Below are 25,940 nucleotides of genomic sequence, written 5' to 3'. Positions count from 1 at the left end.
AACGCCGGGACGGCTCAAAACGAGCACCCTGATCGACCTTGTGCGTCCGGGCGGAATGGTGTAATAGGCGCGTGACAACGACCACCACACCTGACGACGCACCGCTGCAACTACCGCCGACGCCAGAGGCCGTCAAGAGCGAGCTGTACGCGCTGCGCCGCAATGAAGGCGTCACGCCGCGCAAGATCGCGGACAGCGGCGACAACCTAAAACGGCTGCCGATCAGTCAAGACGAACACCACCGGACCGGCGCGGTCGAAGGGCGATTGCCGGTCGCAACCATCGACGCACTGAAATGCGTTGTCAACAGCTACAAGTGGCAGCACATCAAACCGGGCGAAGTCCAAAATGTTTCATGGATCATCCTGTGGAACGAGCTGAACCTGGACCAATCGCTGGGGTTCCATTTGGATGGCAGGCAGAAGAAGGCACACATGGAGATGGGCTCCACCGGCCCGAAAGATTACAAGAATCGCTCCGACGCTGTATACACGCTTTTCGCCGACCAGATCGCCATGCTGCGAGAGTCGCTATGCCGTCCGCGCGACGAGTGGGCTGATCGTGAGGCATCCGAAATCCGTGCACGGACCGACGATGAGATCGTCGCATTGATCCGCAGTGTGCTACTACAGCTGGGACCAGACGCCTACTCAAACATCAAGCGCACGATATCGGTGCTGTCGGGCTTGATGCCCAATCTCTCTAAGTCGGTAAAAGAGAGCACCATCTGGCCACACATCGACGGAGCACTTGTCTTCGATGCGTTACGGCAACTGGGTGCGCGATTTTACGACGACATCGCACAGCGATACCTAGCCTCGATCGACAGCGAAATGTTGCTTCTACCATGGGAATTACTGTCTCGTTTCATTCTTCAAAGCGAGTGGCCATCGGAGCGTGACTACGCGGTATCGAGCAAGGATGCCGACACTAGCATCGAATATGACAAGTGGCCGCTTCCGATCTCAAAGGACTTCCAGGCGTTTTTCAACAGCGAGGACCAGCTGTTCTTCAGCCATAAAGACGAGCAGGAAACGGACGAATTCCATCATGCGCTGTATCTTTCGATGACACTGTTCGCGCAGATTCTTGCGAGGTTGGATCGCCTCGGTCGATGGATCATCCCTGAGCCCATACAGAAGGATGGCAAGTCGATCACATCGATGTTTTGGCGGCAAGCGCCCAGCAAGAAGAACTTTGACATCGCCGATATCTGGATCGAGCCGATAACGCGGCCGGACAAAGACAAAGACGAAGAATGATATCGATCCACCGTGCCGAAACGACTTGATTCGGCGGTGTCGCCCTCATCGTGTCACCCCAGGGACCGCCTGCGGTGAAGGGCGCGAATGAGAAAGCGCCCCTGCTCTGATGGTTTCAGAGCAGGGGCGGTGTTAGGACTGCCAGTTAAGCATCGACCGAGAGCTGGTCAAACCTCCGGTGCATCTACCTCTGGATGATCGGAATGTGTGCATTCACTATCACGCAACACATCCCTGATCAAGTCCTCGACAAATTGCTGACCCCGATCGTCCCTAAGAGCGATCAGGAGCTGCCGGATGTAGAGCTGACGTTGTTCGGACGGCAATCGGGTGATTTGGTGCGCCGCTGCCAGTGCTTGGTCCTGAGTGATCGAGCGCACTTCAGCCATCACCTGATCAGGATCAAGCGAACCGCTCACGATCTGTTCGTCCGTGGCCACAATGGCCTCTCTTCTGCCGCTGACATTCCAGACGCGCGCTGCGTCAATGGATCTCAAAGAGGCTTGAGAACGGCGCGCCGAACAGAACCAAACAGTTCAGGGCGCCGCTCTGAAGCGGTCTCTCGTCAGCAGTGAAGTACTGCCGCTTCGAATCGGCAATGTGAAATGCCAACGTGGACAACATTATCGCTGTGCATCAGCTCCCGATAGTTATGACATAGTCGGCAGAATATTGCAATAGTCCTCACCCGAATTCCTGGCAACAAACAGTGCGTGTGCAGGGATTTGGTGACCACTTTTGTCAGTCAGCAGTAGTCGCACTGACGGGGAACGTTGGCTGTATGGAGGCACCGTCGAGGCTGCGGCAACGACGACCAATACGAACGGCGTGTAGTAGGCGGTACGCCTCTGAACCGCTCGTCATTGGGGTCTTTATTCGGCGGGTAGGACTGTCGGTGCGCCGCGGTACCGTCGAGTCCAGTCGGGAAAGGAGGCTCATGGATCTCACCGACGCCCAGTGGCAAACAGTCATTGGCCACACCACCGCCGCGGACCATCCCAGTCCAGGCGCCCGAAATGCGCCCGATGTCGTCATGATTTGCCTTGCCGTCCTTGTCGGCGACGTCGACCAGATCGTGGCATCGCACACCAATTACACATGGGCTGGGCCGACGGCGTGGTCGACGTGGGCGTTCACGCCATCGGCGCTCGCGCATGTCGAGGCGACGTTCGAACCCGAGGGCTACGACGCTCTTGAAGACCGCCAACGCCGCCAACCCGGGAGCTTCGATAAACCCGTAGAACCCACGGCGCTCACTGCTCGGACGCTGCCGCTTCGTGCCGCGACTTCCTTCGCGGTGACGCGGGTCTACCACCGTTCGTGGACCGACCAGATCGGCAGTCATCGGCATTTCACGCCGTTGGAGATCGAGGTTGCGTTCGGCAGCACCGTCGAACGCATCGGGATCCAAACATGGTTCGGCGACCAAGCCAAACGAGAGCGCTGGGAGCGATTCGTCGCCACAGCGCGCGAGGCGGTCATTTCGGGAGGAGCCGAATGAGAGTCTTCATCAGCAGCGTCCGTCGGGGGCTCGAAGAAGAGCGCGACGCTCTACCGGGACTGATTTCGGCGATTGGCCACACACCGGTGCGCTTTGAGGACTTCACGGCGCAAACGGTGCCCAGCCGAGAGGCATGCCTGGAAGGAGTCAAGAGCTCCGACGTCTGCTTACTGTTGGTCGGGCCCCACTACGGCCACGTCTTTGAGGACACGGGGCAGTCCGCCACCCACGATGAGTGGATGGCCGCTCAGGCGGCAGGAATGCCGCGCGTGGTCTACCGCAAATCCAACGTGGAGCTGGACGCCGACCAAGCGGCGTTCATCGCGGAGATCGAGGACTACGGAGCAGGAGTGTTCCGCGACTCCTTCAGCTCGACGGCGGACTTGCAGACCAAGGTGGCGGGCAAGATCCGCGAACTCGCTGAGGCCGGCAGTCCGCTCGGCTTCGCGCCCATGACCGAGGCCCCGGTTATCCAGTGGCGCAATCAATTTGCGCTGGGTGTTCAGGGTCAGCAGTTTTCAGCGGCCACTATTGAAGTCCACGCACTTCCGTCGCCGGGGGTTCCGTTATCGGCGCGGGCTCTGGCCGAACTCGGCGATGCGGTGGCCGGACGGATGCGTCGCAGCGGCCTGGTCGATGAGCGCGCCGGTTTGGAGACGCGCGCCGCCCAGGATGCTATCTACCTGCTGCTGGGCGACGATGCTCCCGCGGGGTGGAACTCTGCCGCCGAGGCCCGGACATTGGGCCTGCGCATCGGCCAAAGCGGTCAGGTGTCGGCGTGGGCGTCGTTACCCCACGATGGGCTCGGCGCAATTCTCGATCCAACGCAGTTGCCTCTGCAGATCGCGGGCATGCTGCGGTTGATCGGCCACACGCAAGCGATTTCGTCGCCGCACGTTGCGATTGCCGTGGGGCTCGACCCGGTGAGAACGTTGTCGATCGGCAAGGTTTCCGATATGCCACGAAACAGGGCGCAGTTCCTGACGATGTCTGATCAGCCGCTACAAGTCGAGCCCGACGAGTTGGTGACGCTGGCCGCGCTCGATGCCGGTGCCCCTGAGGTCGGCGGCATTCTGAGCCGTCGGTTGATCGAGGTGTTCCACCGGCACCGGTGATCTGCCACGATCGACAAGCCGCCCAACTTCACGATCCTTTTGGCCACAGCTCCCATCGGTTCGCACGGCCACGGCGGACCTCGGCATCTGGAAACCGCGTCTGAAGTTCCTCGAGCTGCTGCATGATCTCGGCGATTGGCAGGCCGGACTTGATGACCGCCAGCGGTTCGGGTTTCGGGGGTCGCGGTGCCTGCTGCTTGACAGCCTCGGCCTCGCGGATGCCGGCCGCCAAGATTTCGCGTGCTTTCCGCAGACGGGCGCGTGGTCCCGGCCAGGCGACGCATGGGCCACTCATGGTCCACCATCCGTGGTCTGCAAGGGGAACGGGACAGTCGCTGCACATGTCGTCGTCGGTCAGTGGCGGCACCGCCAGCAGTGCGTAGAGTTCACGCTGCAGGCTCGCCACCTTCCAGCGGGCCGTGCTCTCGATGGTCGACGCCTGTTCCTGGATCTGTGTGCGCAGCGCACGCACCCGACGCTCCCGCTCGAATCGGTAGTGAAGCAACATCGCCTCGCGCCGCTCGCTTGGTAGCCAGCCGTTCTGGTCGACGACCGTTTCAGGATCACCGACGATGGGTGCCAGCCGGTCGATTTCGGTGCGCCGGTCCGCGATCGACTGCTCTAGGTCTGCGATCTTCTCGCGGCGCCGGGTGCCGTCCATCTTGGGAAACAGAGTCCCGTCGCGGTAGCCCGCCAACTCATCCCGTTCATGCGGGACGAGCGAGGTCTGCTCGAAGAGTGCTAACCGAGCCTCAGCCCGGTGCTCGTCGTAAGTGGCCTTTCGCGCTTCTCGCTGCTGCTCACGACGCTCGCGCGTTTTCTCGCGCTCGCGGTCTTGCCGTGCCCAGCGCGCTTCGAGCTGTTTGGTAGTCAGCATCCGGTGGCCGGGTTCGGCACGCCGCCATTGATCCATCACCGCGATCGCCTGGTCGTAATCATCGGCTCGGTCGTCGCGACGGCGGACGAGTTCATTTCCGCGAGAAACAGTTTCAAAGAGATATGCCGTTAAAACTGACTTTTTCAGGAAAGAACGCTTCGTCGTCTGGTTACAACGGCAGGGTTGTCGGCGGCAATCATTACTAGGACCGGGTGAGAGGTACACGAGGACACTGAAAACGCACGTCGCCGGGCGTGTAGTTCAGCCCACCGACAGAGACGACGTCGGCAGTCCGCATTGGATTCAACGTAGCCTGCGCAGATTTCGGCGTGCGCGGTACAACAATCCGGTCGAGTTACCAATAGTGATTCCGCGCTGGGGCGACAACATTGTCGAAAGCTGATTCGTCACCATGCCGCCAGCGACCGAGCGCGGCGGCGAGCGATGTCCGAGCGCGGTGCCGCTGATTGCGGTTGCCCTGACGACGTTGAGGGCCCGCATGACACATCGAGCACGAACAGACATTGGTGCCGTTGTAGCGGAACACCCAATAACACTTGGTGGCGGGCAACCACCCTTCCCACTTAAGGGGAGGGCGGCTGGGAAGATCGCAGTCGGCGCGATGAGGTGCGTGGTGCGCTTCGACAGCGAGTTCGCAACGGGCGAGACGGACCCAAAGTGGAGCGTGGGCATCGGTGCGGGACAAGGCAATGCCTCCGGGGACAAGGCCCCTGCCCGCTACCCCCGGATGAGGACGGACAGGGGCCGCGGTGTCTCCACGGAGTCCCGAGGCCTGTGCTGTCCGATCATGTGGCTGAATGTAGCAGCGCCGTCCGACATATCTAATTCATTTGCGGTGGGTGAGATCATGGCCGTCATGAGCGGAAAATTCTCAGGCGCCGACTTCTAGTCAGCGCACCGGAAGGACCGGTGGCTGGCGGAGGTCCGCCATGTCACGAACCGTTCATCACGTACCTGCCAGTCGGCGGCACATCACCAGGAACCCCGACGGGGGCTACTGGTCACGCCACCAGATCGACAGTCTGCGCTATTCGGCCCTCATCGAAGCCCAAGCAGATCGACTCGTCCGCCGACCGCGCCCGGAGCGAGCGACACACATCCGAACTTTCCACCGGCTGCCACGGGCCACCGGCAATCGCGAATTCGCGAACTACCGCCACACGTCCGCTCGCCGCAATCGCCGTCGTAACCGCACCGCGCTTCGGCAGATGATGAGGGAGCTTGACGCGGTCGCTGTGCGTTACGGCGCCGAGGCGGCGGCTGATGCAGCTCACGTCGCGATGCCGGTACAGACCCATCCGGTGCGAGACGCCGACTGGCAGGTTTGGTGAAGGTCACCGAGGCGAGCGAGTCCTACGGGTCGGTGGCAAAAAATCATTCCCAGAATGTTGGTGTGAGCTGTCACGCTGAACGAATGGTGGACGACGACCCACAGATCGAGATCATCAACACCCCGCCGCCCGGCTATACGCAGGAGCAGTGGGACAACCTTTCGTGTTGCGTCTGCTACGGCTGCGAAACTTGTGAGCACTCATGTCATCTCACCGACGACGAGCGTGTCGAGCGTATCCGCCTTCATGACGAGGCGCTGGAGGCTGCACTCAAGGGCCCAGGTCGACATCAACTCTCGGACGGCTCATGGGTGACGGTGCGCCGCGGGCAGGGGGATCCCCAGTACCTGAAGGGCGATGGCTTCGATGATGAGCGGCTGCATCCTCGGAAGATACAGATCCCCATTGATCTGCCTCACGTCGACCACGGTGGGGACGACCAAACCGAAAGCTAAGATTTCCGTCCGTGATCGTGGCGTCGGGTCGATGGAAGCCATCAGGTTCGCTCTGCAGCGGGTAGCGCCGATCGGCGATGATGTGTCTCTGTGATGATTGGGGACGAGTGGATCTACCGGGAGCGGCACTACGGACCGTCCGAGCGGGTCAAGATCCTTGGCATCGAGAAACGAAAGCAGACCACCCGGGTCGACATTCAGTTCCTCGATGGCGACAAAGCCGGCCTCTGTGACAACGTGCCGGGGATCCGGCTCCCCGGACCCTGGAGCGACGTCGTGCACTACGACGAGCTGATGGCGAACTGGCAGCGACTTGACCAAAGCTCGCTCGATGAAGCTGAAGAGTGGGCGGTGGAAGAGGTTTTCTTGCTGCTCATTCCGGGCGACGTTGCCACGTATTGCGGCTCGCGCGTGAAGGACGGGACAACCGTCCGTGACCGTGAAGCGCTGGAGCAGCTCATGCGTTGCTCGCTCAATGCTTTACTGGAACAGGTGGAGTGGTTCGAGCATGACGACGTGATCGAGTTGTCCGCCGATGGCACCTTGATCGTCGCCGAGTATGCCTGCCGCGCCAACCCTGTCCCGGTCCTCGACAAAGTGATGGCTAGCGAGGTCGAGGCACGAGAACACTGCAAGCGGGGCAAAACGTACAAGTCGCACGACGGTGAAGAGCGGACGACGACACCCGAACGTGAATACGAGTGGTACCGGCAACGCTTGCGTCCTTATCATGAGCTGCTTCGGCAATGGTGTGGGGGACACCGGTCGATTACGGTCTATGAACGCCTTACTGCCGCCGAAGCCGAAGTCCGGCGACTAAACATTCTTCTTGCGCGGGCGGTCGATACGCTCGCGGAACACAACAAGATCCACGCTGATATCTACGAGCGCGAGCACAACGAAGAGCGCATCACTCCAGAGAATGTGCGGCCGATCGTTGACCGCCCGCTGGCACCGTGGGAGCTTCCTGTGCGTGAGATACCGGTGCGTCGCGGACGGTCGTGGTAGTACGAACCAGCTTCAACCTGGAGGTCAAAAACACCTATTACGTTAAAGTACAACTTATTTCGTAGCTGACCTTATCGATGTTTCGGTTGGCACAACCTTGTCCGAGCATTCGAACAGGCGTACGATCGGATCGTTCGCCGTGCCCGCCAATCCTTAGTGTCACGGCACGTGCGGATTTCCCGATTCCGGTCACGAAGGATGGTCCTGTCATGTCGCACCGCACACCGGTCCGTCACGGCGAAATCCTGCTACTCCCCGTCGCGGCCGCACCTGGCGGCCAAGTCGAAGAGGTTCTGAGTTGCATTGTCGGGCATAGCGAATCGGGCCACCATCACGTGCTTGAAAGTGATAAGGCTTTCGCGCAGATCGTCGCCATGAACGGCGACCTGTTCGTCGACCTTCCGGCTCCGACTCCGCTTCGGCACCACAAGAGCAACCAGCAACACCGCGAGCTGACCGTGTCGGCCGGCGCCTGGAAAGTCATCCGCAAGACCGAGTTCGACGTTCGCTCAACCGTGAGGCCGCGTCGCATTGTTGCCGACTAACCATGGCGTTCAACAGCACTCGCGTCGTCGAGCTGGTCGCTGAGTTTTACAGGTCGAATGATGCCGACACTGGCACGCGTTACCTGGTGGTGCCCAATCTCGATGAGGCGCTTCACCTATCGGCGTCCCATCGGCGCGACCCTCGCCTGGCCGACCACCCGCTGCGGCAGACCGCCCGAGACATCCAAGAGCTCGACGAAGATCGCCAGCGTCTCGGCGGCATCCATCGCCTGATCTTCCGACTCGTCGCGCAACGGCACCTCGCGATCCGACGGCATCTGACGCTGACGGATCTGGTCGTCATCTCCGCTGACAACGTCGTCGGGCTCAAGAACGCCATCGGCGAAGCTGCCCGTAGTGGTCTCGGCTGGTTGATCGCCGCCGACCGGACGGCCATCATCGTGCCGACACCGGTGGTTCGACTGGCCGAGGGTCGCTCAGACGTGCTGCACGACGACACCGGCCGCGTGGCGGTCGTCTGGCCCGACGGGCACGGTCTGTACCTCCTTCAGGGCGTCGAGTTCGACCGGCGGCTGTACTTTCAAGTGATCAATCACGATCTGCTCATCCAAGACATCGCCGCGCTCGACAATTCCGATCAGCGTGCTATTGCTCTGCAATACCTCACCTTTGAACAACTCGTGTACGACTCCGACGCCGAACTGATCGACCGCGGCGTGCGTGGCACGACGCTCTATCGACTGACGTTGCCGCCAAGGATGGCCCGCGACCGTATGCGAGGTCACGGCGGCTACGACTACTTCATCCACATGCGCGACGCCAGCCACCCAGAGCGCGAGTTCGTCGAATGGGTGGACCCGCAAATCGGATGCCAACGAGACGCCGAACTGTGCCAAGCCCACGCGTTCGGTATCAGCCTCGACGATTGGCTGTCGATTGAGCAGGAGGGATAGCTCTCCATGAGCGAAATTATTGAGCTGGAAACAGCCACGACGGAACAGAAAAGGAGCAGAGCGTCATGAATCTTCCTGACGAGTACGACATCAGTATCAACGTCACGTACCACGGTGCCGCCGTACAGATTTTAGACCGCTCGACTGACGAAATCATCTACGAGCAAAATGATTTAGATGATGTTGACGCAGCGATCGACTACGTTGTGAGGACGATCAGGGAAGATCCAACAGGGTAGTGTCGCCCGTGTGTCACCCCGCTAAACGTGAGAGTCGTTGCGCGACAGTGCTCCACGGCACCTCATTGTTGAGGTGACTCCAGGAGAACCGGAGGGCACCGTCGATGCGCTCCTTCTGGAGCTCTGCGGCGACGAGAACGTGACTCGGTTCGTATTTCTGCGAGGTGCATGCCGACCCATTCGATACCGCGACGACATCCTTGAGGGCGACGATGGCCGCTTCAGCGTCGACGCCCGGCACAGAGAAGTTGAGAGTATGCGGGACCGTGCGCGCTTCGTCGCCGTTGATTTGAATTTGGAGTGGTGACAATGCGGCCAGTGCTTCGCGTTTGATTGCCGCAACCCGCTCTGAACGAGCGTCGCACTCGTCGAGCGCTAGTTCGGAGGCCAGCCCAAGCCCGGCAATCAGTGCGACCGGAAGCGTGCCGGGCCTGAGCCCTCGTTCCTGCCCACCGCCGAACATCAGTGGTTCCAATGGGATACGCCGGAAGCCGCGGCGTCGGGTTACGAGTGCGCCAATACCTTTGGGGGCAAAGACTTTGTGCCCGGAGACGCTGAGCATGTCGATCCGTGGAGACCGCAGGGGCTCACTGAGCTTGCCGAATGCCTGGGCCGCGTCCACGTGGAAGTAGGTGTCGTGCTGATCCAGCACAGCTGCAATGTCGGCGATTGGTTGAATGACGCCTGTCTCGTTGTTGACCGCCATCGCCGAGACCAAGAGCGTGTCTGGGCGGACGGCCTCTGCAATAGCGGCCGGATCGACCCAGCCGCCCCGAGTTGGCGGCACCAATGTGACTTCGAAACCGCGATCAACGAGTGCAGCCAGCGGCTCCAACACCGCTTTATGTTCGATTTGGGTCGACACGATGTGACGTCGATCAGAGGACTTACCTGCCGCCGCCAAGCCGAGGATCGCCAAATTGTTGCTCTCGGTTGCGCCGCTTGTGAACGTCACCTCATCCGGCCGGGCAGCGACCACTGCGGCTACCTGCTCGCGGGCGCGGGCAACCCGTTCTTTGGCGATCTGCCCGTATCCATGCGTGCGGCTGCCCGAATTGCCGAACTCATGGGCCATGTAGGTCATCACCTCGGCCACAACCCGCGGGTCTACCGGCGTCGTGGCATTGCAATCCAAATAGACGGGGCGGCCTTCGGTCCCTGGGACCGAAGATCCCAATTTGGCGGGTCTGTCGGTGGGCGTGTCTACCGTCATGGTCCAAGACGGTACGCGTAGGTTCTGACATGCGTTCGGAGAAACGCGGCCACGTGTACGGATTGTGTTTTCCGAACAAATACGGTAGGAGGGTGAGAGGTGACGCAAACTAACGCCGCCCCGCAACAATCACCCGAATCCGCAGGTCGCGCCCGCACCGCCGGGTTCGAGTATGTCTTCCCCGCTATCCGTGGAGTACAAGCCGGCCGCGAGTACTACGTGACGATGTGTCCGTTACGGCTCATTCCTCGGATGTTCCTGTTCGACGAAGAAGAGCTGACACCCGAGATGCGTGCGCAGCGCACCCTGAACAAGGGGCGGGTGCCCGAGATCGCCCGCTACATCGTTGACAACTCCGACAGCTACGTCTTCTCTGCCCTGACCGCGTCTGTCGATGCCGACGTGCACTTTGAACCGATTGCGAGCGATGGTCCCAGCGAGCGCGTTGGAACACTCACCATCCCGATGTCTGCTCGCTTCGTCATCAATGATGGCCAGCACCGGCGTGCGGCGATTCAGGCCGCGCTCGTCGAGAATCCAGCCCTCGGCGACGAGAGCATCGCTATCGTCATGTTCCTCGACGTCGGGCTCGAGCGATGCCAGCAGATGTTCGCCGACCTCAACCGCTACGCTGTGCGTCCCGCTAAGTCAATCGGTGTCCTCTATGACCATCGAGACGAGATATCCGCGCTCACAAGGCTTGTGGTGATGCGTTCTCCGTTTCTCCGTGATCTGACCGAGATGGAGACGTCGAATCTGGCGCAGCGCTCACGAAAACTGTTCACACTGTCGGCGCTCTACTCAGCCACCAAGGCGTTGCTCGACGGTGTCGAGGAAGACAACTTCGAGCGCCAGGTGGATCTGGCCGCGAAGTATTGGGAGCTGGTGGCAGATCAATTCCCGGAGTGGGAGCAAGTGTTCAACCGGGAGATCACGGCCGGCGAAGTGCGGCAGGACTTCATTCACACGCACGGCATCGTGCTCCATGCTCTGGGCAAGGTTGGCAACAGTCTTTTGGCTGAAGGCAAAGGCGTCCGTGCGTGGTCAACCGCCCTCAGGAAGCTGCGCAACCTGGACTGGCATCGGTCGAGCAGCATGTGGGAAGGCCGCGCGGTCATCGGGGGACGGGTTTCGAAGAGCGCCGCCAACGTTCTTCTAACCACTGCTGCGATGCGCACTGCGATGGGACTCCCACTGCCGCCGGACGAACAACGGGCAGAGGACGCATTTCAAGGAGGAAACAGATGAAGCGCAGCCTGCCTATCTCGCCGAAGCGGCGATCGGCGTTCGACGAAGTGGGGTTCGCTGCGACGATCGAAACGGTCGTCAATAAGACACAGGAGCTATATGCCGCCGATGACGTGCCGTGGGTCGTCGGCTACTCGGGTGGCAAGGACTCGACTGCCGTTCTGCAGATCGTATGGCTTGCTCTGCAAGGACTTCCGGAGAAGCAACGCCACAAGCCCGTCCATGTGATTAGCACAGACACGCTAGTCGAGAACCCGGTTGTCGCCGCGTGGGTAACGCACTCGTTGGAGGTAATGGAGGGGGCGGCGCGCGCCGGGGGACTTCCCATCGCGCCCCACCGATTGACGCCGGCGGTGGCGGATACGTTTTGGGTTAACCTGATCGGCCGTGGCTACCCAGCGCCCAGGCCAAAGTTTCGGTGGTGCACCGAACGGCTGAAAATCAAGCCATCCAACTCTTTCATCCGCGAGATGGTGAAAGCGCATGGCGAAGCAATACTGGTACTGGGAACGCGCAAGGCTGAAAGTTCGGGGCGGTCGCACCGAATGACGGAACTGCAAGCCCGGCGGGTCCGAGATCTCCTGAGCCCGAACAACTCTTTGCCGAACTGCCTCGTCTATTCGCCGATCGAGGACTGGTCCAACGATGACGTGTGGACTTTCCTGATGCAACAGGCCAATCCATGGGGGTACTCCAACAAAGAGCTACTCACGATGTACCAAGGCGCTTCGCCGGACGGCGAGTGCCCATTGGTTGTCGACTCCAGCACGCCGAGTTGCGGCGACAGTCGATTCGGGTGCTGGACGTGCACGCTCGTGGATAAGGACAAGTCGATGTCGGCCATGATTCAAAACGACGAGGAGAAGGAGTGGATGCTTCCGCTGCTTGATCTCCGCAATGCGCTCGACATCGCCGACGACCGGCATCTTCGGGACTTCCGTCGGATGAATGGTGCAGTTCAGCTATTCCATGGTAAGCCGATTCCTGGACCGTACACCCAAGCCTCACGCGAAGATTGGCTGCGCAGACTCCTTGAGGCACAGGCGTTCATCCGTGCAGAGGGACCCGATTACGTCCGGTCCCTCGATCTGATCACACAACCTGAGTTAGAAGAGATCCGTCGCATCTGGGTGGTGGAGAAACACGAGTTCGAGGATCACCTTCCGGGCATCTACGAGCAAGCGATGGGCACGACCTACCCCGGCGGCCCACTCGACGAGCATCTGCCACTGGGACCGGAACTGATTGAGACGCTGCGCGAAGTGGCCGATGGTGACCGGCTGCACTTTGAACTCGTCCGCGAACTACTCGACATCGAACAGCGATATCAGTCTCAGTCTCGCCGTGCCGGACTGTTTGACTCGCTCGAAGGTGCGATTCGACGAAACTTCTACGACGACGAGACCGACGCCACCCTCCGGGCACACCGACGCAAAGCCGCCATGGATCGAAACGCTGATCCGACAGACGAACCAGACCCTCTGGACATTATCGATGGGTACGTCCGGCAGAAATCAGGGGAGGAGGTCGTTCAGTGATTCTTGACTCGCTCGTCTTGGAAAACATCGGCACCTATCGAGGAAAGAACGAAATTCGGCTGACACCGCCATCTTCGAAGAAGCCTGTTGTTCTCATCGGGGGTTTGAACGGTGCCGGTAAGACGACGATCCTCGAGGCCATCCATCTAGCCCTCTACGGAGCGCTGTCGCAAGCGCGTCGCGGGCGCACCGGGAGCTATGACAGTTACCTCAGAAGCCTTATCCACCACGGTGTTCCCGCTTCCGAAGGCGCTGCCGTTGAGCTCACCTTCCATGTCTTCCAGCAGGGAATCAAGCACAGCTACCGCATCAGACGTCGGTGGCAAGGCGGCGGTGCCGCACTGCGTGAGTTCGTTCTGGTGTGGGTCGATGGGAAATTCGATGAATCCCTTGCATCGACATGGAGCGAGTATGTCGAGACCTTCATTCCCCGTGGTATCGCTGGCCTGTTTTTCTTCGATGGCGAGCAAATTGAAGCGCTGGCTGATTTGGAGCAGTCACAACGTGTGCTGCAATCCGCTCTTGCCGCTCTGCTTGGGCTGGAACTGATCGATCGTCTGGCAACGGACCTGGCCGTGATTCGTCGTCGCCACCGGGGCGCCGAGGTGCCCGAGGAACTGCGGCAACTTGTCGAGGCAAATCGCGCCGCGGTCACCTACGCGCGCCAGGCAGCGGAACTCGCCCAAGAGCAGGTCGGCACTGCGAAGGTGGAGGCTGAGCGGGCCGATAAGCGCCTCAATGCAGTCACCGAGCAGTATCGAGCCGCTGGCGGTGGGCTGCTCGAGCAACGTGAAGCGGCTGAGGCGCGGCTGGTGCTCGTTCGTCAGCAGATCACTGATGTTGACGAAGAGCTACGCGCCGAGGCGGCCGAAGCGGCTCCTCTTCTGCAGGCGACCCATCTGCTGGCTTCACTCGCGAATCAGGTTGCGTTGGAACGGGATGCACATCGTGAGTCGCTCGTACTCGATGTCGTTGCAGCACGAGATCAAGTATTGCTAGACCAATTGCAGAAAGCCAAAGTACGCGGGGCGGCGCTGACAGCGCTGGAATCATTCATGTCGACCGACGTTGCCGAGCGCCAGGAGGCATCGGCGCGGGTGCCGATGATCAGTGGGCTTACTGACGGTCGCACTATTGACGCGCTGCGGTCGAGCATCCTGCCTTCATCGCGCAAGCGGCTGCTATCGCTCGTGGACCGGCGGGACAAGCTCGCCGGAGAGTTGGAGCAGGCCGAGCGGACGCTTGTCGCAATTCCGGACCCGGAGGCGTTGACTTCGATCAAGCAAGAACTCGACGAGGCGTCGCAGCACGCGGTGCGCTGCCATGCATTGCTCGTGCAGGCTGAAGACCGGTTGGAGGCGGCGCGGCAGGAGCGTGCGCGTGCTGACACCGCTTACGAGGCAGCGATGGACCAGGCAGCGCGGGCCACACTCGACGCCGACGATGACCGTCGCCTCGTCGAGCATGCCGAACGGGCACGAAAAACCCTGGACGCATTGAAGGTCAAAGCGGCTGAACGTCACGTCGGCCAGATATCGCGGCTGGTGCTTGAAGCTCTCGGTCGGTTGCTGCGAAAGGACCGTCTGGTCACCGACATTCGGATTGATCCGACCACATACGCGGTGGAGCTCGTCGGCTCGGACGGTCAGAGTCTCGCGGCCACCGAGCTGTCGGCGGGTGAACGCCAACTACTCGCCGTCGCGTTGCTTTGGGGCCTTGCGCAAGCTGCTGGACAACCCCTACCGATGGTCATTGATACTCCGCTCGGGCGCCTTGACGGAGAACACCGCGGTCGACTCGTCGAGCGGTACTTCCCCCATGCTGCGCACCAAGTTGTGCTGCTCTCGACCGATACCGAGGTCGACGAAGCGGCGTTGAAGACGTTGCGGCCGTTTGTAGGGCGGATGTATCAGCTGGATTTCGATGGCGCCACCAACGCCACCACGATCCGACCCGGCTATTTCTGGGAGTAAGTATGGGTATCGAGCACATCAGGCTGACAACGACGGGCCGCGACCAGCTGGTCACTCTGAAGCGTCGTACAGGCATCACGCAATGGAATGTGTTGTGCCGGTGGGCGTTGTGCCGTTCGCTAGCCGAAGCAGCACCGCCCCCATCCGCGAAGCTAGTCTTCGACAGCAATGTCGAAATGACGTGGCGGGTGTTCGCCGGTGAGTATGGTGACGAGCTATTCGCGCTGGTGCGCTACCGCTGCCACGTCGACGGTCTCTCGACCGATGAGGACACCGTGGGCCAACAGCTGCGCCTCCACCTTCATCGCGGCATCGGGTACCTCGTCGGGGATCCCCGTGTCACCAACATCGCCGGGCTCGCGGCTGTCGCACTGGACCAACCGCCGGCCGCATGACCCAGCCGGTTGCGCGTCACCGAACGGCGATGACGCGCGCGGCGTTGTCCCGTCCGATTGCGTTGGCGGTGGCCGACGGTGTGCTGAATACCGCTTTGTCCGTGTTCGATTACGGCTGTGGGCGGGGCGATGACCTGCGGAACCTCAGTGCGCTGGGATATCGGAGCGACGGGTGGGACCCGAGCCACCGGCCGGGGACGGCCTTACGCCCCGCCGATGTCGTGAACCTGGGCTACGTCGTCAATGTCATTGAGGATCGGGCCGAGCGCCGCGAGACGTTACAGCGCGCGTGGAATCTCGCTGAGCAGGTGCTGATCGTCTCCGCCAGGCTGGTATGGGAGGCGAGAGACCTTGAAGGCCGACCCCATGCCGATGGGGTTGTAACGCGGACCGGCACGTTCCAAAAGTTCTATGAGCAAGCCGAATTGGCGACGTGGGTTGAAGAGGCGCTCGGTGTCAAACCGATCGCTGCGGCACCAGGTATATTCTACGTCTTCCGCGACACCACCCTCGCTCACGAGTTTCTTGCTACGCGGGCATACACCTACCGGCCTCGTGTGCACGTCGATCCGCACGCGGTGTACGAAGCCAATCAAGAGACTTTGGCACCGCTACTTGACTTCCTTCGCGTCCACGCTCGACCGCCCCGTGCGGACGAACTGGGGGAGGCCTCCGAGGCCGACATTCGGGAGCAGTTCACGAGTATTGCCCGCGCTACCAACCTTATTCGGCAGGTTACCGATGACGGCTACTGGGATCAGGTGGCGCTGCAGCGGCGCCAGGAGCTACTTGTCTACATCGCGATGTCACGATTTGGCCGGCGACCGCGATTCAGTGAACTCGCGAAAACCCTTGCGGCAGATATCAAAGCCCACTTCGGCACGTACAGCGACGCATGCCTCCAAGCCGACCGGCTGCTACTGGCGACCGGCGACCCGGCGATAGTGCTCGTCGCAGCACGCAGCAGCGGCGTCGGTAAGCAGACGCCGTCTGCGTTGTACGTGCACCGATCTGCCCTCGGGCTACTACCGCCGGTGTTACGCGTATACGAAGGTTGCGGCCGCATCCTGGCGGGAACCGTAGAGCATGCCAATATGGTGAAGCTGTCAGTGACCGAACCGCAGGTGTCCTACCTGACCTATCCCGCCTTCGATCGCGATCCCCACCCTACGCTGCGGTCGGCGGTCACCGTGAATTTGCGAAGGCTCAGCGTGGACTGGCGTGATTACAGCCGCTCAGAAAACCCGCCACTGCTCCACCGCAAGGAAGAATTCGTTGCGCCCGACGATCCGCGGCGACAGCTCTATGAGCGATTGACGCGAGCTGAGCGTCGCGCCGGCTTGTACGAACATCCTGAGCGCATTGGAACGCTGCGCGGCTGGCAGCAGGCACTAGCCGAGGCGAGGGTCGAGATTCGGGGTCATCGGCTGTCGTCAAGCCGGTGATGTCGGTATTGCGGCCATCTTGACGTTGAGGTCAACATCGACCATGACGTCTTGCAGCGTCGCCTTCTGCTGCGTGAAGCCCTCGCTACGCTGCAAGGTCGCTTTCAAGGCTCCCTTGTCCTGGAGCGCCGAGAGCCATAAGCGGATCGACTTGAAAACCAATCCCCATACCAGATCCTTCGTCCCGTCGGCGGGGTCCATCAGTCGGGTTCGGATGACTGCCGATCGGTAACCGGCGATAGTGCTATAACGCTTGGTCAGGACCACATGAGCCAGGGCGACTGCATGTGCGCAAGCTAATTTGTGGACGCGCCTGAGGGTCGCGATCTGAGTCGGTGCGCCTTCCTCGGAGGATATAGGCGTACTGAAGCCGGGGACGAGCGCGAGGAGCTGGTCCTGCTGACTTTCTCTCAACAAATCGTAAGCCTGTTTGTACAGGGTATCGGCAAGCATGTATACATGAGCCGACACTGAAGTGTCGAATGCTTCTGCTTCCAATTCCCCGAATATTGAATCCTTCTTTGCGATTGATTCGGCTGGTTTTCCGCGGAATGCGAGATACCGCTGTCCGATCTCTTCCTTGGTGACTTTTCGCGTTTGGTATCGCTGCTTTGATGCCGCATCCAACGAGTACCACTCGCCTCGGCGTCGCTCGTAGAACACCGGGCTGGGCAGCATGTCGAAGGCTTGTTGAAGCGTCTTATGTCGTCGATCGTTTGCGCGCAAATCCCCAGCGCGCACAGGACTTTGGCTGTTGGTGAACTCCGAAATCTTCTCGAGTCGTTTACGGCCATCCTCGTCTTTCGTGACCGCTATGATGCGAGCTTGAACCGATACGTCGCCAGGTTGAAGGTGGGCTCGCCGGTCTTTCAAAACCGAAGTCGTCTGCGCGCCGTTGACGATCTGTGGATTTTCTATTGCAATAACCGTCGTGCCGTTATTCGACTTAAATTCGAAGGTATCTGCGACGATGGTGAGGCCATTATTGTAGAGCCAGAAGGCGGATTTCCCGTCTGGAGTTTCTAGCGTGGTACGCATGGATTTATTAACTCGGTTGGTGCCTCTGAGATAGTACCGAACATTGCTATGAAATAGCCTGGCACCCACTCCGTCCGCGACATCAGCCAGAGATCGCCCGTCGATCGTTGCCACTGCCGCCTTCTCGACACCGCCGAGGGCAATGCTGTCACGCTCGAAGTGTTCATTTGGACCTGCAACAGCGAAGGTGACGGTCTCACCTGCGAGGTCAGCGATCGGCTCATCGGCAAGCCGCACGGACCATAGTCGACCGGTGTCGTAGAAAGTCGCGCTGAAATTCGGGCCAAGCGCGGAGGCCGCTTGCTCCAGCTCTAACTTGGTCTGGTCTGAGACCGATCCAGCGATCATGAAATCGAGCGACACGGCGACCTCATCCAGGAGAGCCTGTTGCAGGTCAATGGCGATACTGGTGAGTTTTGCCCGATGAGGACCTTCCTCGATCTTGCTGGGATCTTGCAGCAGAAGCGCTGCCCTGAGGAGCGGGTCCAGTGCGCCGCCACTGACCTGTCCGTTCGTCGGATCGTCAAGATACTTCGCCTGCATTAGATGGAAGACCCCGCTGTCGAGGTCGAAGTACCAACCGTCAAGCCCGGCGTCGCCCTGTGTGAGGGTGTCGGTTTGGTTGAAGGCGTCATCGTCTTCGACGTCGAACAGGAAGTGCAAACACCAGGCCGGGAATGCGCGCCTGCCGTCCACCCCATACTTATCCGCCCACTCGCCGACCTGTTGTTGCATCCACGGAACAAAATCAGGTCCAACTGCCATGCCTCACCCTCCTGAATGCCGGTCCTACCACGCGCTTGTGCTGAGGCTAATCGCTCAACCCGACAGCTCCGCCGGTCCTCGGCTACCGGGACGCAATATTTACTGTGCCCGGACCCCCTCCGTGAGTGCGGGGTACCGACCTCGTACGGGACGCGACTTACCGCATGGGAGCCGCCACTACGAAGGAGTACAAATTGTCCGATATAGATCTCGCGCGCTCACATGTCGAGCGCTGCCTACAGGACCTCTGGGACGTCCACCACGTGCAGCCTGACTGTGATGGTGACTACCCATACCGAAGTGGAACCGCTGCATGCTGGATCAGCTTGGACGCGCATGAGCCTCCGATTGTCAAGGCGGTCGCCTGCGCAGCTGTCGGCGTGAAGAAGACCTCGAAGCTGCTCGGTGAGCTGAATGAGATCAACATGCGGTGCCGAACAGCTCACGTCTTCTGGTCCGGTGGTTCTGTCATCGTGGAGCAGTCAATGCTTGCTCACGCGGTCGACCGCCGTGCGCTCGCGCAGGCTGGCCAATCAGTTGCAGGCGTGGCCAACGACATCGGTTCGATGATTGCTGCCGTTTTTGGTGGCCAGACGCCCTTGCAAGACCTGGAGGATGCCGCCGGCTAGGTGGTTCAGTCGGCTCGAGCGGCGCAAGTCCGCCCACGGATGCAATAACCGCGCCGCTCGAGCCCCCATAAGAAGTGAGCCTGCCACGGGGAGCTCGACATCAACGATTTGCTAGCTGATTGTCAGCCGCTCGCGGTAAACTCCAACCACAACTGAATATGAAGCTTCCATCCACGGACGTGACCTACCAGACGGGGGTCGCCTCCAGACCGCGAAGGAAACAAAATGCACAGCAATGCTTTGGCTGCCGTGGATCATCTCCAGCAGCGCGCTGCCCGGTTCTACGACATTTACGAGCTTGAACGGATTGACCGGGCTCTCGACGAAATCGTCGAAAACCTCCACCGTACGGATCCGGTGCCCTTCCAGTGCCGCAGTGCGCTGGCGAACGCCGCCAAGGTGATCCGCAAGCGTCGGACGATCCGGCGGTATGACTCCCTGGACAAGCCCTTTGCCGATGGCGCGTTCCCCGACGTTGGCGTGGTTGAGGGGGATCTTGCAGTCGTCGAACTCATCGAGTGGATCGACACGTCACCCTCGCTGAGCACGGGTGAGCGTCGGCTGCTACGTGATCTTGCCGCAGGCGAAGATGCCGAGTCGCTCGCACGCCGTGACGATGTCCCGGTGGCGCGGATGCGTGAACGGATCTCCCGCGCCCGGTCGGTAGGCATAGCCGGTTACCAAAGCGAGGTTCTGTCATGACGACGGATCGCCGATACCGCCTCACCAGCTGGTTGGTGCGGTGCCTGCTGCCGGATGACGTGATCGGTACCTACGTCTTGTGGGACCAAGAGCAGCCGGTCTACGCAGGTCGCAGCGATACGAGCCTCCGACGACGACTTATCGAACATGCACGCGTCTTCGCCGGAACGCACTTCACATTCAACGTGATTCACTCACCGGCGGCGGCCTTCGACCTCGAGTGCAGTTTGTATCACGCGCTTCCTTACACCATCCGAAACCAAATACATCCGGACCGGCCCGAGCGCGTGGCGGCAGAATGCAGCTTCTGCCGCACGGTGCTCGACCAGGTGCGTTCTGCGCGCCTGCCCGCCGGTTTCGGTCTAACCAACTAATCACCACCCACCACACGTCCGAGATGCACTGGGCACCTCCGGCAGATTGAAAGGAAAAGAAAGATGAACACAATCCCTACCTTCAGCGACAGCGACACCAAAGCGGTCGCCCCGCGCGCCGAGCTCATTGAAGTCGACCGTGCTCTTGAGAGCATGCGCGACGCCGGCTTCGATCTCACGGCGGCCGTTGGTGAACCCATCGACAACTCAATCGAGGCGAGCGCGAAGACCATCCGCGTCGCGCCCATCTACAGCAAGGACAAGAAGCACATCACGGCAATTGCGTTTGCCGATGATGGGCGCGGCATCGACTTCGACGGGTTGCCGTCCGTGCTCAAGATGGGCTACTCGACGCGGTACAACCAGCGGAAGGGTCTCGGTCGCTTTGGCGTTGGTCTCAAGCTGGCTGCGCTCAGCGTTGGTACGCGAATCGAGATCTACACCAAGCCAGCTGGTAGCAAGAACTACTACCACGCGTTCCTGGACCTCGACCTGATTAAGAAAGAGCAGCAGCACTTCATCGAAGCGACCGAGGTCTCCGGCTGGCCCGAGGAGTACGCGAACCTGATGGTCGACGAGAAGGGCGTCCCGTTCGAGAGCGGAACATTGGTCATCTGGGCAAATATCGATCGACTGTCAAGCGGCGGCACTTACGGGACATCACTCGAGAACAAGCTGACTGAGCTGCGCAAGTTCATCGCGCGGGCGTACCGAGAGTTTATTGACACCGGCGTGAAGGTGTTTCTTGAAGAGAAGCTCATCACTCTTCATGATCCGTTGTTCCAGAAGGACAACCCGCGGCTTCTGGCACGCTATCGCGGTCGACCCGAGTCCGAGATCAGGGGCCGGGTTATAGAGGAAACCGACATCGAGATCGAGGGCCACAAGGTCCATGTGACGGTGACCTTGGTACCTGAGCTTTTTCGGTACAAGGAGGGTGATGGCGGTGCGCGCGATGCAGACGGCAAAGACATTCGCGAGTTCCAGATCAATAAGGACATGGCCGGCAATATCAGCATCCTGCGTAACGGTCGAGAGATCTACTACGACATCGTTCCGCGCATGCTCCCTTCGGGCGTGGACAAGGTGGATCGATACGTCGGCATCGAGGTGACCTTTCCCGCGGACCTCGACGCCTACTTCCAGGTACGCCACGTCAAGCGAGGCGCCGAGCCCGTCAGCAAGTTGCGCGACGAACTTCGCAATTGGCTCAAGCGGCCGGTCGACAACGCCCGGAAAGAAATTCGGCGGTACTGGCGACAGAACGAAGTTCAAGATCGCGACCCTGAGGGTCGCAACGAGACAGTGATCGACGCGATCGACCGTGCAGAGCAGACCGCGCCTAAAGGGCAAGCGGGACTTGATGTCTCTGAGGAGCGGCAGGATGAGCTCATCTCAGAGCTTCTGGAAGATCTCGATATCGACCCTGAGGAAGACGGCGATAAGGCGGACCGCATCAGGACCTTGATTCAGCAACACCCGATGACGATCGTTGACGGGGCCTGGCCGGGCAAGGAACTCATGGAGATTGACCACCTAAACAATAAGGCGGTCGTCCGTCTCAATCATCGGCATCCGTTCATCCGGGATATCTATGACCGGCTACGCGATGCCGCTGGCAAGCTACCGGACGAGCAGGACGCTGGCGAGCTGTTCGACCTGATTCGGCAGACGTCGAACGCTCTTGATGTGCTATTCCTGGCTTACGCCAAGGCGGAGAACCTGCATCGAGATCCGTCGATCTTCGATGACCTCCGCAGCTACTGGGGACAGCACACGCAGGCGTACATGAAAGAGCTTGCAAAAGAGCAAAGTGCGTAAGGTGCAATGGCTTTCAGCAGTTGGGGTGGGGCGTTGTCCTCACCCCGACTGTTCTTGTTGGTAAGCACGTTATGAACCGCTATAACCGCGTTGAGCGTGCTGCCTTTTCGTAGGTTGCCATCAGTCGGACAACATCATGCGCGCCCACAAGCGAGTGCGCGCAGTGGGACGGGGGAAATATGAGGACCGAATTCTTCGGGCGGACGCCCGAGGAGTGGGATGAGTTGGTGACGGCCGGCATGGAGCTGCTGCTGGAGCACGGCACTCGGATCTACTACAAGCAACTCAACGACACGGTAGCTGAGCGAACTGGACTGCGTCCGTTCGACCTCGAGGACGTTCACGAACGATCGGCGCTTGGTCATGTGCTGGGCGACGTCAACCACCGCACCATTGACGACATCGAGTCCGTCATGGGAAAGCGGGCGATGCTCAGCGCGCTGGTGTGGTTGAAGCAAGGAAGAGACCAGTTCGGCACGGGCTTTTACAAGTGGGCCATAGATAATGGTCTGCTACCGCCGAATTCAGACGACGACGCGCGGCTCGTCTTTGCAGCCGAGCAAACCGGTCTTGCGCAAGGCTATTGCCGCGCCCGCAGGAGGCGGGGAAGAACCTAGCGGATAGTTGGAAAGGAGGTTGTAACTGTGACAACGAAGTTCAAATTCAACGATCTTGAGCCGAAGAACGAACACGGGTGTTGCGCGTCCATCCTGACTTGGCAGGGCCACTCCTACGTAATGGCACGGCTGGAGAACGGATGGTGGGCGGCCACCCACCAGTTCGAGGGTGGCCCGGTCACGGTGCTAACGCCGCCGGGCGGCGTCAAAAGCGGACACCGGGCTTACAACATCGCGCTCGACCACAAGAACGCGTTGCTCTAGCCGGACGGCAAAACGTCCGAGCGCATTTCATCGGCACAGCGCCAATTGACCCCCCGCCATCTTTCTCGCTAGCTCCGCATGAGGACCGGTATCGGTGCAGGCTTTGCAGTACTGAATTAAACAGGCCGACCTCTGTTTCGATGTGCCGATGGCGTTGTTAGAAACGCTATGGTACCTCTACCGTATCCGCGAATTCGATCTTTATTGACTTCGAACGATGATAAAATGATCACAGGCGTGAGATTCGACTTAGAGCGATTCTTTCGGCCCACTATATGGGGCTGTAGCTCATCGGTAGAGCAGGCGGCTCATAACCACTTGGCAGAAGGTTCGACCCCTTCCAGCCCCACCAGATCTTAAGTAATATATAAGCTCTATACCGACAGATGCCTGAATTGAGAACCAACAGTATGACTGATGCCTCCTCCGACGCTAAGCCTGAATATACTGATGCACAAAAAGAGCAGCTCAGGAAGGCGTATCAGAGTCTGACCGCCGGCATGCAGGCCGTCGACTTGTCGAAGCTCATGCCCTCGATCGCGGGGATCCAGCGTGACGCTATGCCGAATCTGGACGCGATAGCAAAATCACTGGCGTCAACGCAAAATTTCGGCGTCGACTTGGCCAAGTCGCTCCAGGCGAATATCCCGAAGTTCAAACTCGAGCTTCCGCCACTTCAACTCGATTACACGCGACTACTTGGCCCCGTGCTCAATTTTGAAAATCTCGGACTCAAAAACCTGATCGACGCATCGAGTCTGAAAGTTTTCGACAAGATTTATGCCGACCAGCGCACGCAATTCGAAGGAATTTTCGAGAAGTTCAGAAAATATATCGAGGGCATGCTTCCGCCAAATTGGCGTGGCGTTCGGGGTCTAAATCAGCTTGAAACGCTCCTGTTGGACGAGGGTCTTGCTCTGGCTTGGGTTCCTCCAGCCGATATTCTCGACGCGTTGTTGGCCGCCTCCTCAAAGCAGGCACGCCGTCGCATTCTCGGCAGACGCTGGAAGCGGGTCGTCGCGGCATGTCGCGAGTCGATCGAATCAGCGTCGGAGGCTGATGTCGCTCAGTACCGCGGGTTCGCGCTCAATGTCATCAAGATGTTGGAGGACGGCCATCCAGAAGGGGCGCAGGCGCTCGCCGCCAACCTGCTCGACACCATGTTGCGCGAAACGCTCGATGGACCCTCTCGTAGGGAAGTCACCGATCAGCGCAACCGACTGTCAATCGACGACCTGCCGATGCGGGCGGCCATGGTGTTCGGCGGGATATGGGGCTCTCACACGGAGTTCTGGCAGAGTCGCGGTGACTCCATCCCTCGTGAGTTCACCCGACATGGCAGCGCTCATGCCGTTTCGCGGATGCAGTATTCGCGGATCAATGCCGTGATCGCTCTGATGCACGTCACTGCATACATAATGCTTCTCGACAGCGGCGATCTGTCCTAGCTTGATAGCCCACCATCGTATGAAGGATCGCCTCAGCTGATTAGGTCGAGCGGCCATGGCTGTCGCGTAACCGCACGCCGGTCTTTCGAAGCGCCGCCCCAATGGTCGTGGAACTGACACCAAACTGCTTGCCAATGGTCGCGAGGGACTGCCCATCGTCATAGAGCTGGGCTGCCTCCTCGACGAGCTGTGGTGTTAGCTTCTGGCGCGACCGCAGCTGCACACCGCCGCGGCGCAAATGGCCAGTGATGGTGTGGCGATCGGTGCCGAACCGGCTCGCCAGCTTGTAGGTAGACAGACCGAGGCGGTAGAGCTCGAGGACTTGGTCGAGTTCATCAGGGGTGAGGCGGCGGGTCATACGGTACTGCGGTGGCGGTATGTCGCTGACCTGCGGTGATGTTGGGCGCGTCGTATCAACAGGGGTCATCGGCAACTTGACAAATGGCGTGTTTTGTTTTGAAAGCGCTTGACGAAAGACCACTCTGTGATGTCTCGACACACAAGTCCACGTGGGTCCACGCTTGGTGGCCGCCGGTGTCGCCTCAGGGGTTCGGCCAGCCCTCCAACGCCAGATCGGCGATCGCATGCAATTCCGCACGGCTGGCGCCGCTGCGGGCCTGGATCGCAATTCCCTGACAGATGGCGCTGATCCAGCGAGCCAGCAGCAGGGTGTCCACGTCGGGCAGTTCGCCCGCGGCCGCCGCCTGGTCGAACCGGCGTGCCAGCTCGCGCGCGGCCGCATCGCGAAAGTCGGCCAGCCCGGCCGCATTTCCGACCAGCAGGCAGCCGTGCGGGTCGCTCGAGGTTGTGTCGGCGGCCCCGTGCACCATGGCTTCGGCAACCTCGCGGGCGGTCGAACGAGCGAGCGCCGTTGCCATGTAGCCGCCCGGGCCGTTGATGTACCGCCGCTTGGCCCGCTCGAAAAGGCCCTCTTTCGAACCGAACTCGCCGTAAATGCTGCGGCGGTTCACGCCGGTCGCCTCGGTCAGATCGCTGATCGACACACCCTCGAAGCCACGATCCCAGAACAGCCTCATCGCGATGTCCTCGACCGTGTCGGGATCGAATTCCCGCGGCCGCCCTACCGCCATCTCCCACCTTCCATGATCCACGTCACACCGGCCGATTCGCACTCGACACGGGAGCTGACCTCATCATAATTTGTAACCAAACGGTTCGAAATAACCTAGAGGAGGAGCGGC

Annotated in this window: 26 protein-coding genes and 1 tRNA gene; 21 read left to right on the top strand and 6 right to left on the bottom strand. The window is 60.3% G+C overall.

Annotated elements, in window-relative coordinates; all coding sequences use genetic code 11:
- Positions 1–71 precede the first annotated feature (71 nt).
- Positions 72–1,262 (top strand): hypothetical protein, encoded by a 1,191-nt coding sequence (locus G6N56_RS11855; protein WP_085256589.1) that lies wholly within the window; start codon positions 72–74, stop codon positions 1,260–1,262.
- Positions 1,263–1,429: 167 nt separating this feature from the next.
- Here the strand turns inward: G6N56_RS11855 and G6N56_RS11850 are convergent, their stop codons facing one another.
- The gene (locus tag G6N56_RS11850) at positions 1,430–1,702 is read right to left on the bottom strand and encodes a hypothetical protein (protein ID WP_085256590.1); all 273 of its coding nucleotides are present in this window, start codon (positions 1,700–1,702) and stop codon (positions 1,430–1,432) included.
- A 497-nt stretch (positions 1,703–2,199) separates the two neighbouring features.
- On the opposite strand from G6N56_RS11850, the gene G6N56_RS11845 reads away from it, so the two are divergent.
- Together G6N56_RS11845 and G6N56_RS11840 are read left to right on the top strand one after the other, a co-directional pair.
- Complete coding sequence (locus G6N56_RS11845; RefSeq protein ID WP_085256591.1) at positions 2,200–2,763, top strand: hypothetical protein; 564 nt, start codon at positions 2,200–2,202, stop codon at positions 2,761–2,763.
- Positions 2,760–3,878 carry a DUF4062 domain-containing protein gene (locus G6N56_RS11840; protein ID WP_158090731.1) on the top strand — a complete coding sequence of 373 codons (1,119 nt, stop codon included), beginning with the start codon at positions 2,760–2,762 and terminating at the stop codon, positions 3,876–3,878. Before G6N56_RS11845 ends, G6N56_RS11840 begins: the two co-directional genes overlap by 4 nt.
- 28 nt (positions 3,879–3,906) lie before the next feature.
- Here the strand turns inward: G6N56_RS11840 and G6N56_RS11835 are convergent, their stop codons facing one another.
- Entirely contained in the window at positions 3,907–4,980 is a 1,074-nt protein-coding gene (locus G6N56_RS11835; RefSeq protein WP_142280670.1) for a hypothetical protein, read from the bottom strand.
- A gap of 1,210 nt (positions 4,981–6,190) precedes the next feature.
- Between G6N56_RS11835 and G6N56_RS11830 the strand changes: the two genes are divergently transcribed.
- The 5 genes from G6N56_RS11830 to G6N56_RS11810 all read left to right on the top strand — a co-directional run bounded on the left by G6N56_RS11830 (position 6,191) and on the right by G6N56_RS11810 (position 9,268).
- Positions 6,191–6,562, top strand: coding sequence for a hypothetical protein (locus G6N56_RS11830; protein ID WP_085256596.1), 372 nt, complete (start codon positions 6,191–6,193; stop codon positions 6,560–6,562).
- A gap of 93 nt (positions 6,563–6,655) precedes the next feature.
- A complete protein-coding gene (locus G6N56_RS11825) occupies positions 6,656–7,570 on the top strand; it encodes a hypothetical protein (RefSeq protein WP_232069331.1) in 915 nt (304 codons plus the stop codon).
- Positions 7,571–7,779: 209 nt separating this feature from the next.
- Complete coding sequence (locus G6N56_RS11820) at positions 7,780–8,115, top strand: DUF8820 family protein (RefSeq protein WP_085256597.1); 336 nt, start codon at positions 7,780–7,782, stop codon at positions 8,113–8,115.
- Positions 8,116–8,117: 2 nt separating this feature from the next.
- Positions 8,118–9,029, top strand: coding sequence for a DUF6745 domain-containing protein (locus tag G6N56_RS11815; protein ID WP_085256598.1), 912 nt, complete (start codon positions 8,118–8,120; stop codon positions 9,027–9,029).
- 65 nt (positions 9,030–9,094) lie between these two features.
- Complete coding sequence (locus G6N56_RS11810; RefSeq protein WP_158090732.1) at positions 9,095–9,268, top strand: hypothetical protein; 174 nt, start codon at positions 9,095–9,097, stop codon at positions 9,266–9,268.
- Positions 9,269–9,281: 13 nt separating this feature from the next.
- Here G6N56_RS11810 and dndA read toward each other — a convergent pair whose 3' ends face one another.
- Entirely contained in the window at positions 9,282–10,481 is a 1,200-nt protein-coding gene (gene dndA / locus G6N56_RS11805; RefSeq protein WP_085256599.1) for a cysteine desulfurase DndA, read from the bottom strand.
- Between the two features lie 99 nt (positions 10,482–10,580).
- On the opposite strand from dndA, the gene dndB reads away from it, so the two are divergent.
- The 5 genes from dndB to G6N56_RS11780 are packed head-to-tail and all read left to right on the top strand — an operon-like array spanning position 10,581 to position 17,080.
- Positions 10,581–11,729, top strand: a complete 1,149-nt coding sequence (gene dndB, locus G6N56_RS11800; protein WP_085256600.1) for a DNA sulfur modification protein DndB — start codon at positions 10,581–10,583, stop codon at positions 11,727–11,729.
- Entirely contained in the window at positions 11,726–13,267 is a 1,542-nt protein-coding gene (gene dndC, locus G6N56_RS11795; RefSeq protein WP_085256601.1) for a DNA phosphorothioation system sulfurtransferase DndC, read from the top strand. Before dndB ends, dndC begins: the two co-directional genes overlap by 4 nt.
- Entirely contained in the window at positions 13,264–15,240 is a 1,977-nt protein-coding gene (gene dndD / locus G6N56_RS11790) for a DNA sulfur modification protein DndD (RefSeq protein ID WP_085256602.1), read from the top strand. The genes dndC and dndD overlap by 4 nt, the downstream gene beginning before the upstream one ends.
- A gap of 2 nt (positions 15,241–15,242) precedes the next feature.
- The gene (gene dndE / locus G6N56_RS11785) at positions 15,243–15,635 is read left to right on the top strand and encodes a DNA sulfur modification protein DndE (protein WP_085256603.1); all 393 of its coding nucleotides are present in this window, start codon (positions 15,243–15,245) and stop codon (positions 15,633–15,635) included.
- Positions 15,632–17,080, top strand: a complete 1,449-nt coding sequence (locus G6N56_RS11780) for a DNA phosphorothioation-associated putative methyltransferase (RefSeq protein WP_085256604.1) — start codon at positions 15,632–15,634, stop codon at positions 17,078–17,080. The genes dndE and G6N56_RS11780 overlap by 4 nt, the downstream gene beginning before the upstream one ends.
- On the opposite strand, the gene G6N56_RS11775 is transcribed toward G6N56_RS11780, so the two are convergent.
- Positions 17,069–18,883, bottom strand: coding sequence for an AIPR family protein (locus G6N56_RS11775; RefSeq protein ID WP_085256605.1), 1,815 nt, complete (start codon positions 18,881–18,883; stop codon positions 17,069–17,071). The genes G6N56_RS11780 and G6N56_RS11775 overlap by 12 nt on opposite strands.
- A 164-nt stretch (positions 18,884–19,047) precedes the next feature.
- On the opposite strand from G6N56_RS11775, the gene G6N56_RS11770 reads away from it, so the two are divergent.
- The 8 genes from G6N56_RS11770 (at position 19,048) to G6N56_RS11735 (ending at position 24,738) form a co-directional block, all read left to right on the top strand.
- Positions 19,048–19,512, top strand: a complete 465-nt coding sequence (locus tag G6N56_RS11770; protein ID WP_085256606.1) for a T3SS (YopN, CesT) and YbjN peptide-binding chaperone 1 — start codon at positions 19,048–19,050, stop codon at positions 19,510–19,512.
- Positions 19,513–19,737: 225 nt separating this feature from the next.
- Positions 19,738–20,214: a hypothetical protein gene (locus G6N56_RS11765; RefSeq protein WP_142280672.1), complete on the top strand. Its 477-nt coding sequence runs from the start codon at positions 19,738–19,740 to the stop codon at positions 20,212–20,214.
- Positions 20,211–20,588, top strand: a complete 378-nt coding sequence (locus tag G6N56_RS11760; RefSeq protein WP_085256608.1) for a hypothetical protein — start codon at positions 20,211–20,213, stop codon at positions 20,586–20,588. The genes G6N56_RS11765 and G6N56_RS11760 overlap by 4 nt, the downstream gene beginning before the upstream one ends.
- A gap of 63 nt (positions 20,589–20,651) precedes the next feature.
- Positions 20,652–22,409 (top strand): ATP-binding protein, encoded by a 1,758-nt coding sequence (locus tag G6N56_RS11755; RefSeq protein WP_085256609.1) that lies wholly within the window; start codon positions 20,652–20,654, stop codon positions 22,407–22,409.
- A 179-nt stretch (positions 22,410–22,588) separates the two neighbouring features.
- Positions 22,589–23,026 carry a hypothetical protein gene (locus G6N56_RS11750; RefSeq protein ID WP_085256610.1) on the top strand — a complete coding sequence of 146 codons (438 nt, stop codon included), beginning with the start codon at positions 22,589–22,591 and terminating at the stop codon, positions 23,024–23,026.
- Positions 23,027–23,053: 27 nt separating this feature from the next.
- Entirely contained in the window at positions 23,054–23,290 is a 237-nt protein-coding gene (locus G6N56_RS11745; protein WP_085256611.1) for a hypothetical protein, read from the top strand.
- Positions 23,291–23,567: 277 nt separating this feature from the next.
- A tRNA-Ile gene (locus G6N56_RS11740) sits at positions 23,568–23,642 on the top strand.
- 34 nt (positions 23,643–23,676) lie between these two features.
- Positions 23,677–24,738, top strand: coding sequence for a hypothetical protein (locus G6N56_RS11735; RefSeq protein WP_142280673.1), 1,062 nt, complete (start codon positions 23,677–23,679; stop codon positions 24,736–24,738).
- A gap of 40 nt (positions 24,739–24,778) precedes the next feature.
- Here the strand turns inward: G6N56_RS11735 and G6N56_RS11730 are convergent, their stop codons facing one another.
- Positions 24,779–25,219, bottom strand: a complete 441-nt coding sequence (locus tag G6N56_RS11730) for a helix-turn-helix domain-containing protein (protein ID WP_158090734.1) — start codon at positions 25,217–25,219, stop codon at positions 24,779–24,781.
- Between the two features lie 61 nt (positions 25,220–25,280).
- The gene (locus tag G6N56_RS11725) at positions 25,281–25,829 is read right to left on the bottom strand and encodes a TetR/AcrR family transcriptional regulator (RefSeq protein ID WP_085256614.1); all 549 of its coding nucleotides are present in this window, start codon (positions 25,827–25,829) and stop codon (positions 25,281–25,283) included.
- Between the last annotated feature and the right edge of the window lie 111 nt (positions 25,830–25,940).

The organism is Mycobacterium saskatchewanense, from assembly GCF_010729105.1.
Lineage (GTDB): Bacteria > Actinomycetota > Actinomycetes > Mycobacteriales > Mycobacteriaceae > Mycobacterium > Mycobacterium saskatchewanense.
The sequence above is the reverse complement of the archived record's forward strand: the minus strand, read 5'-3'. Positions and strand labels throughout refer to the sequence as shown.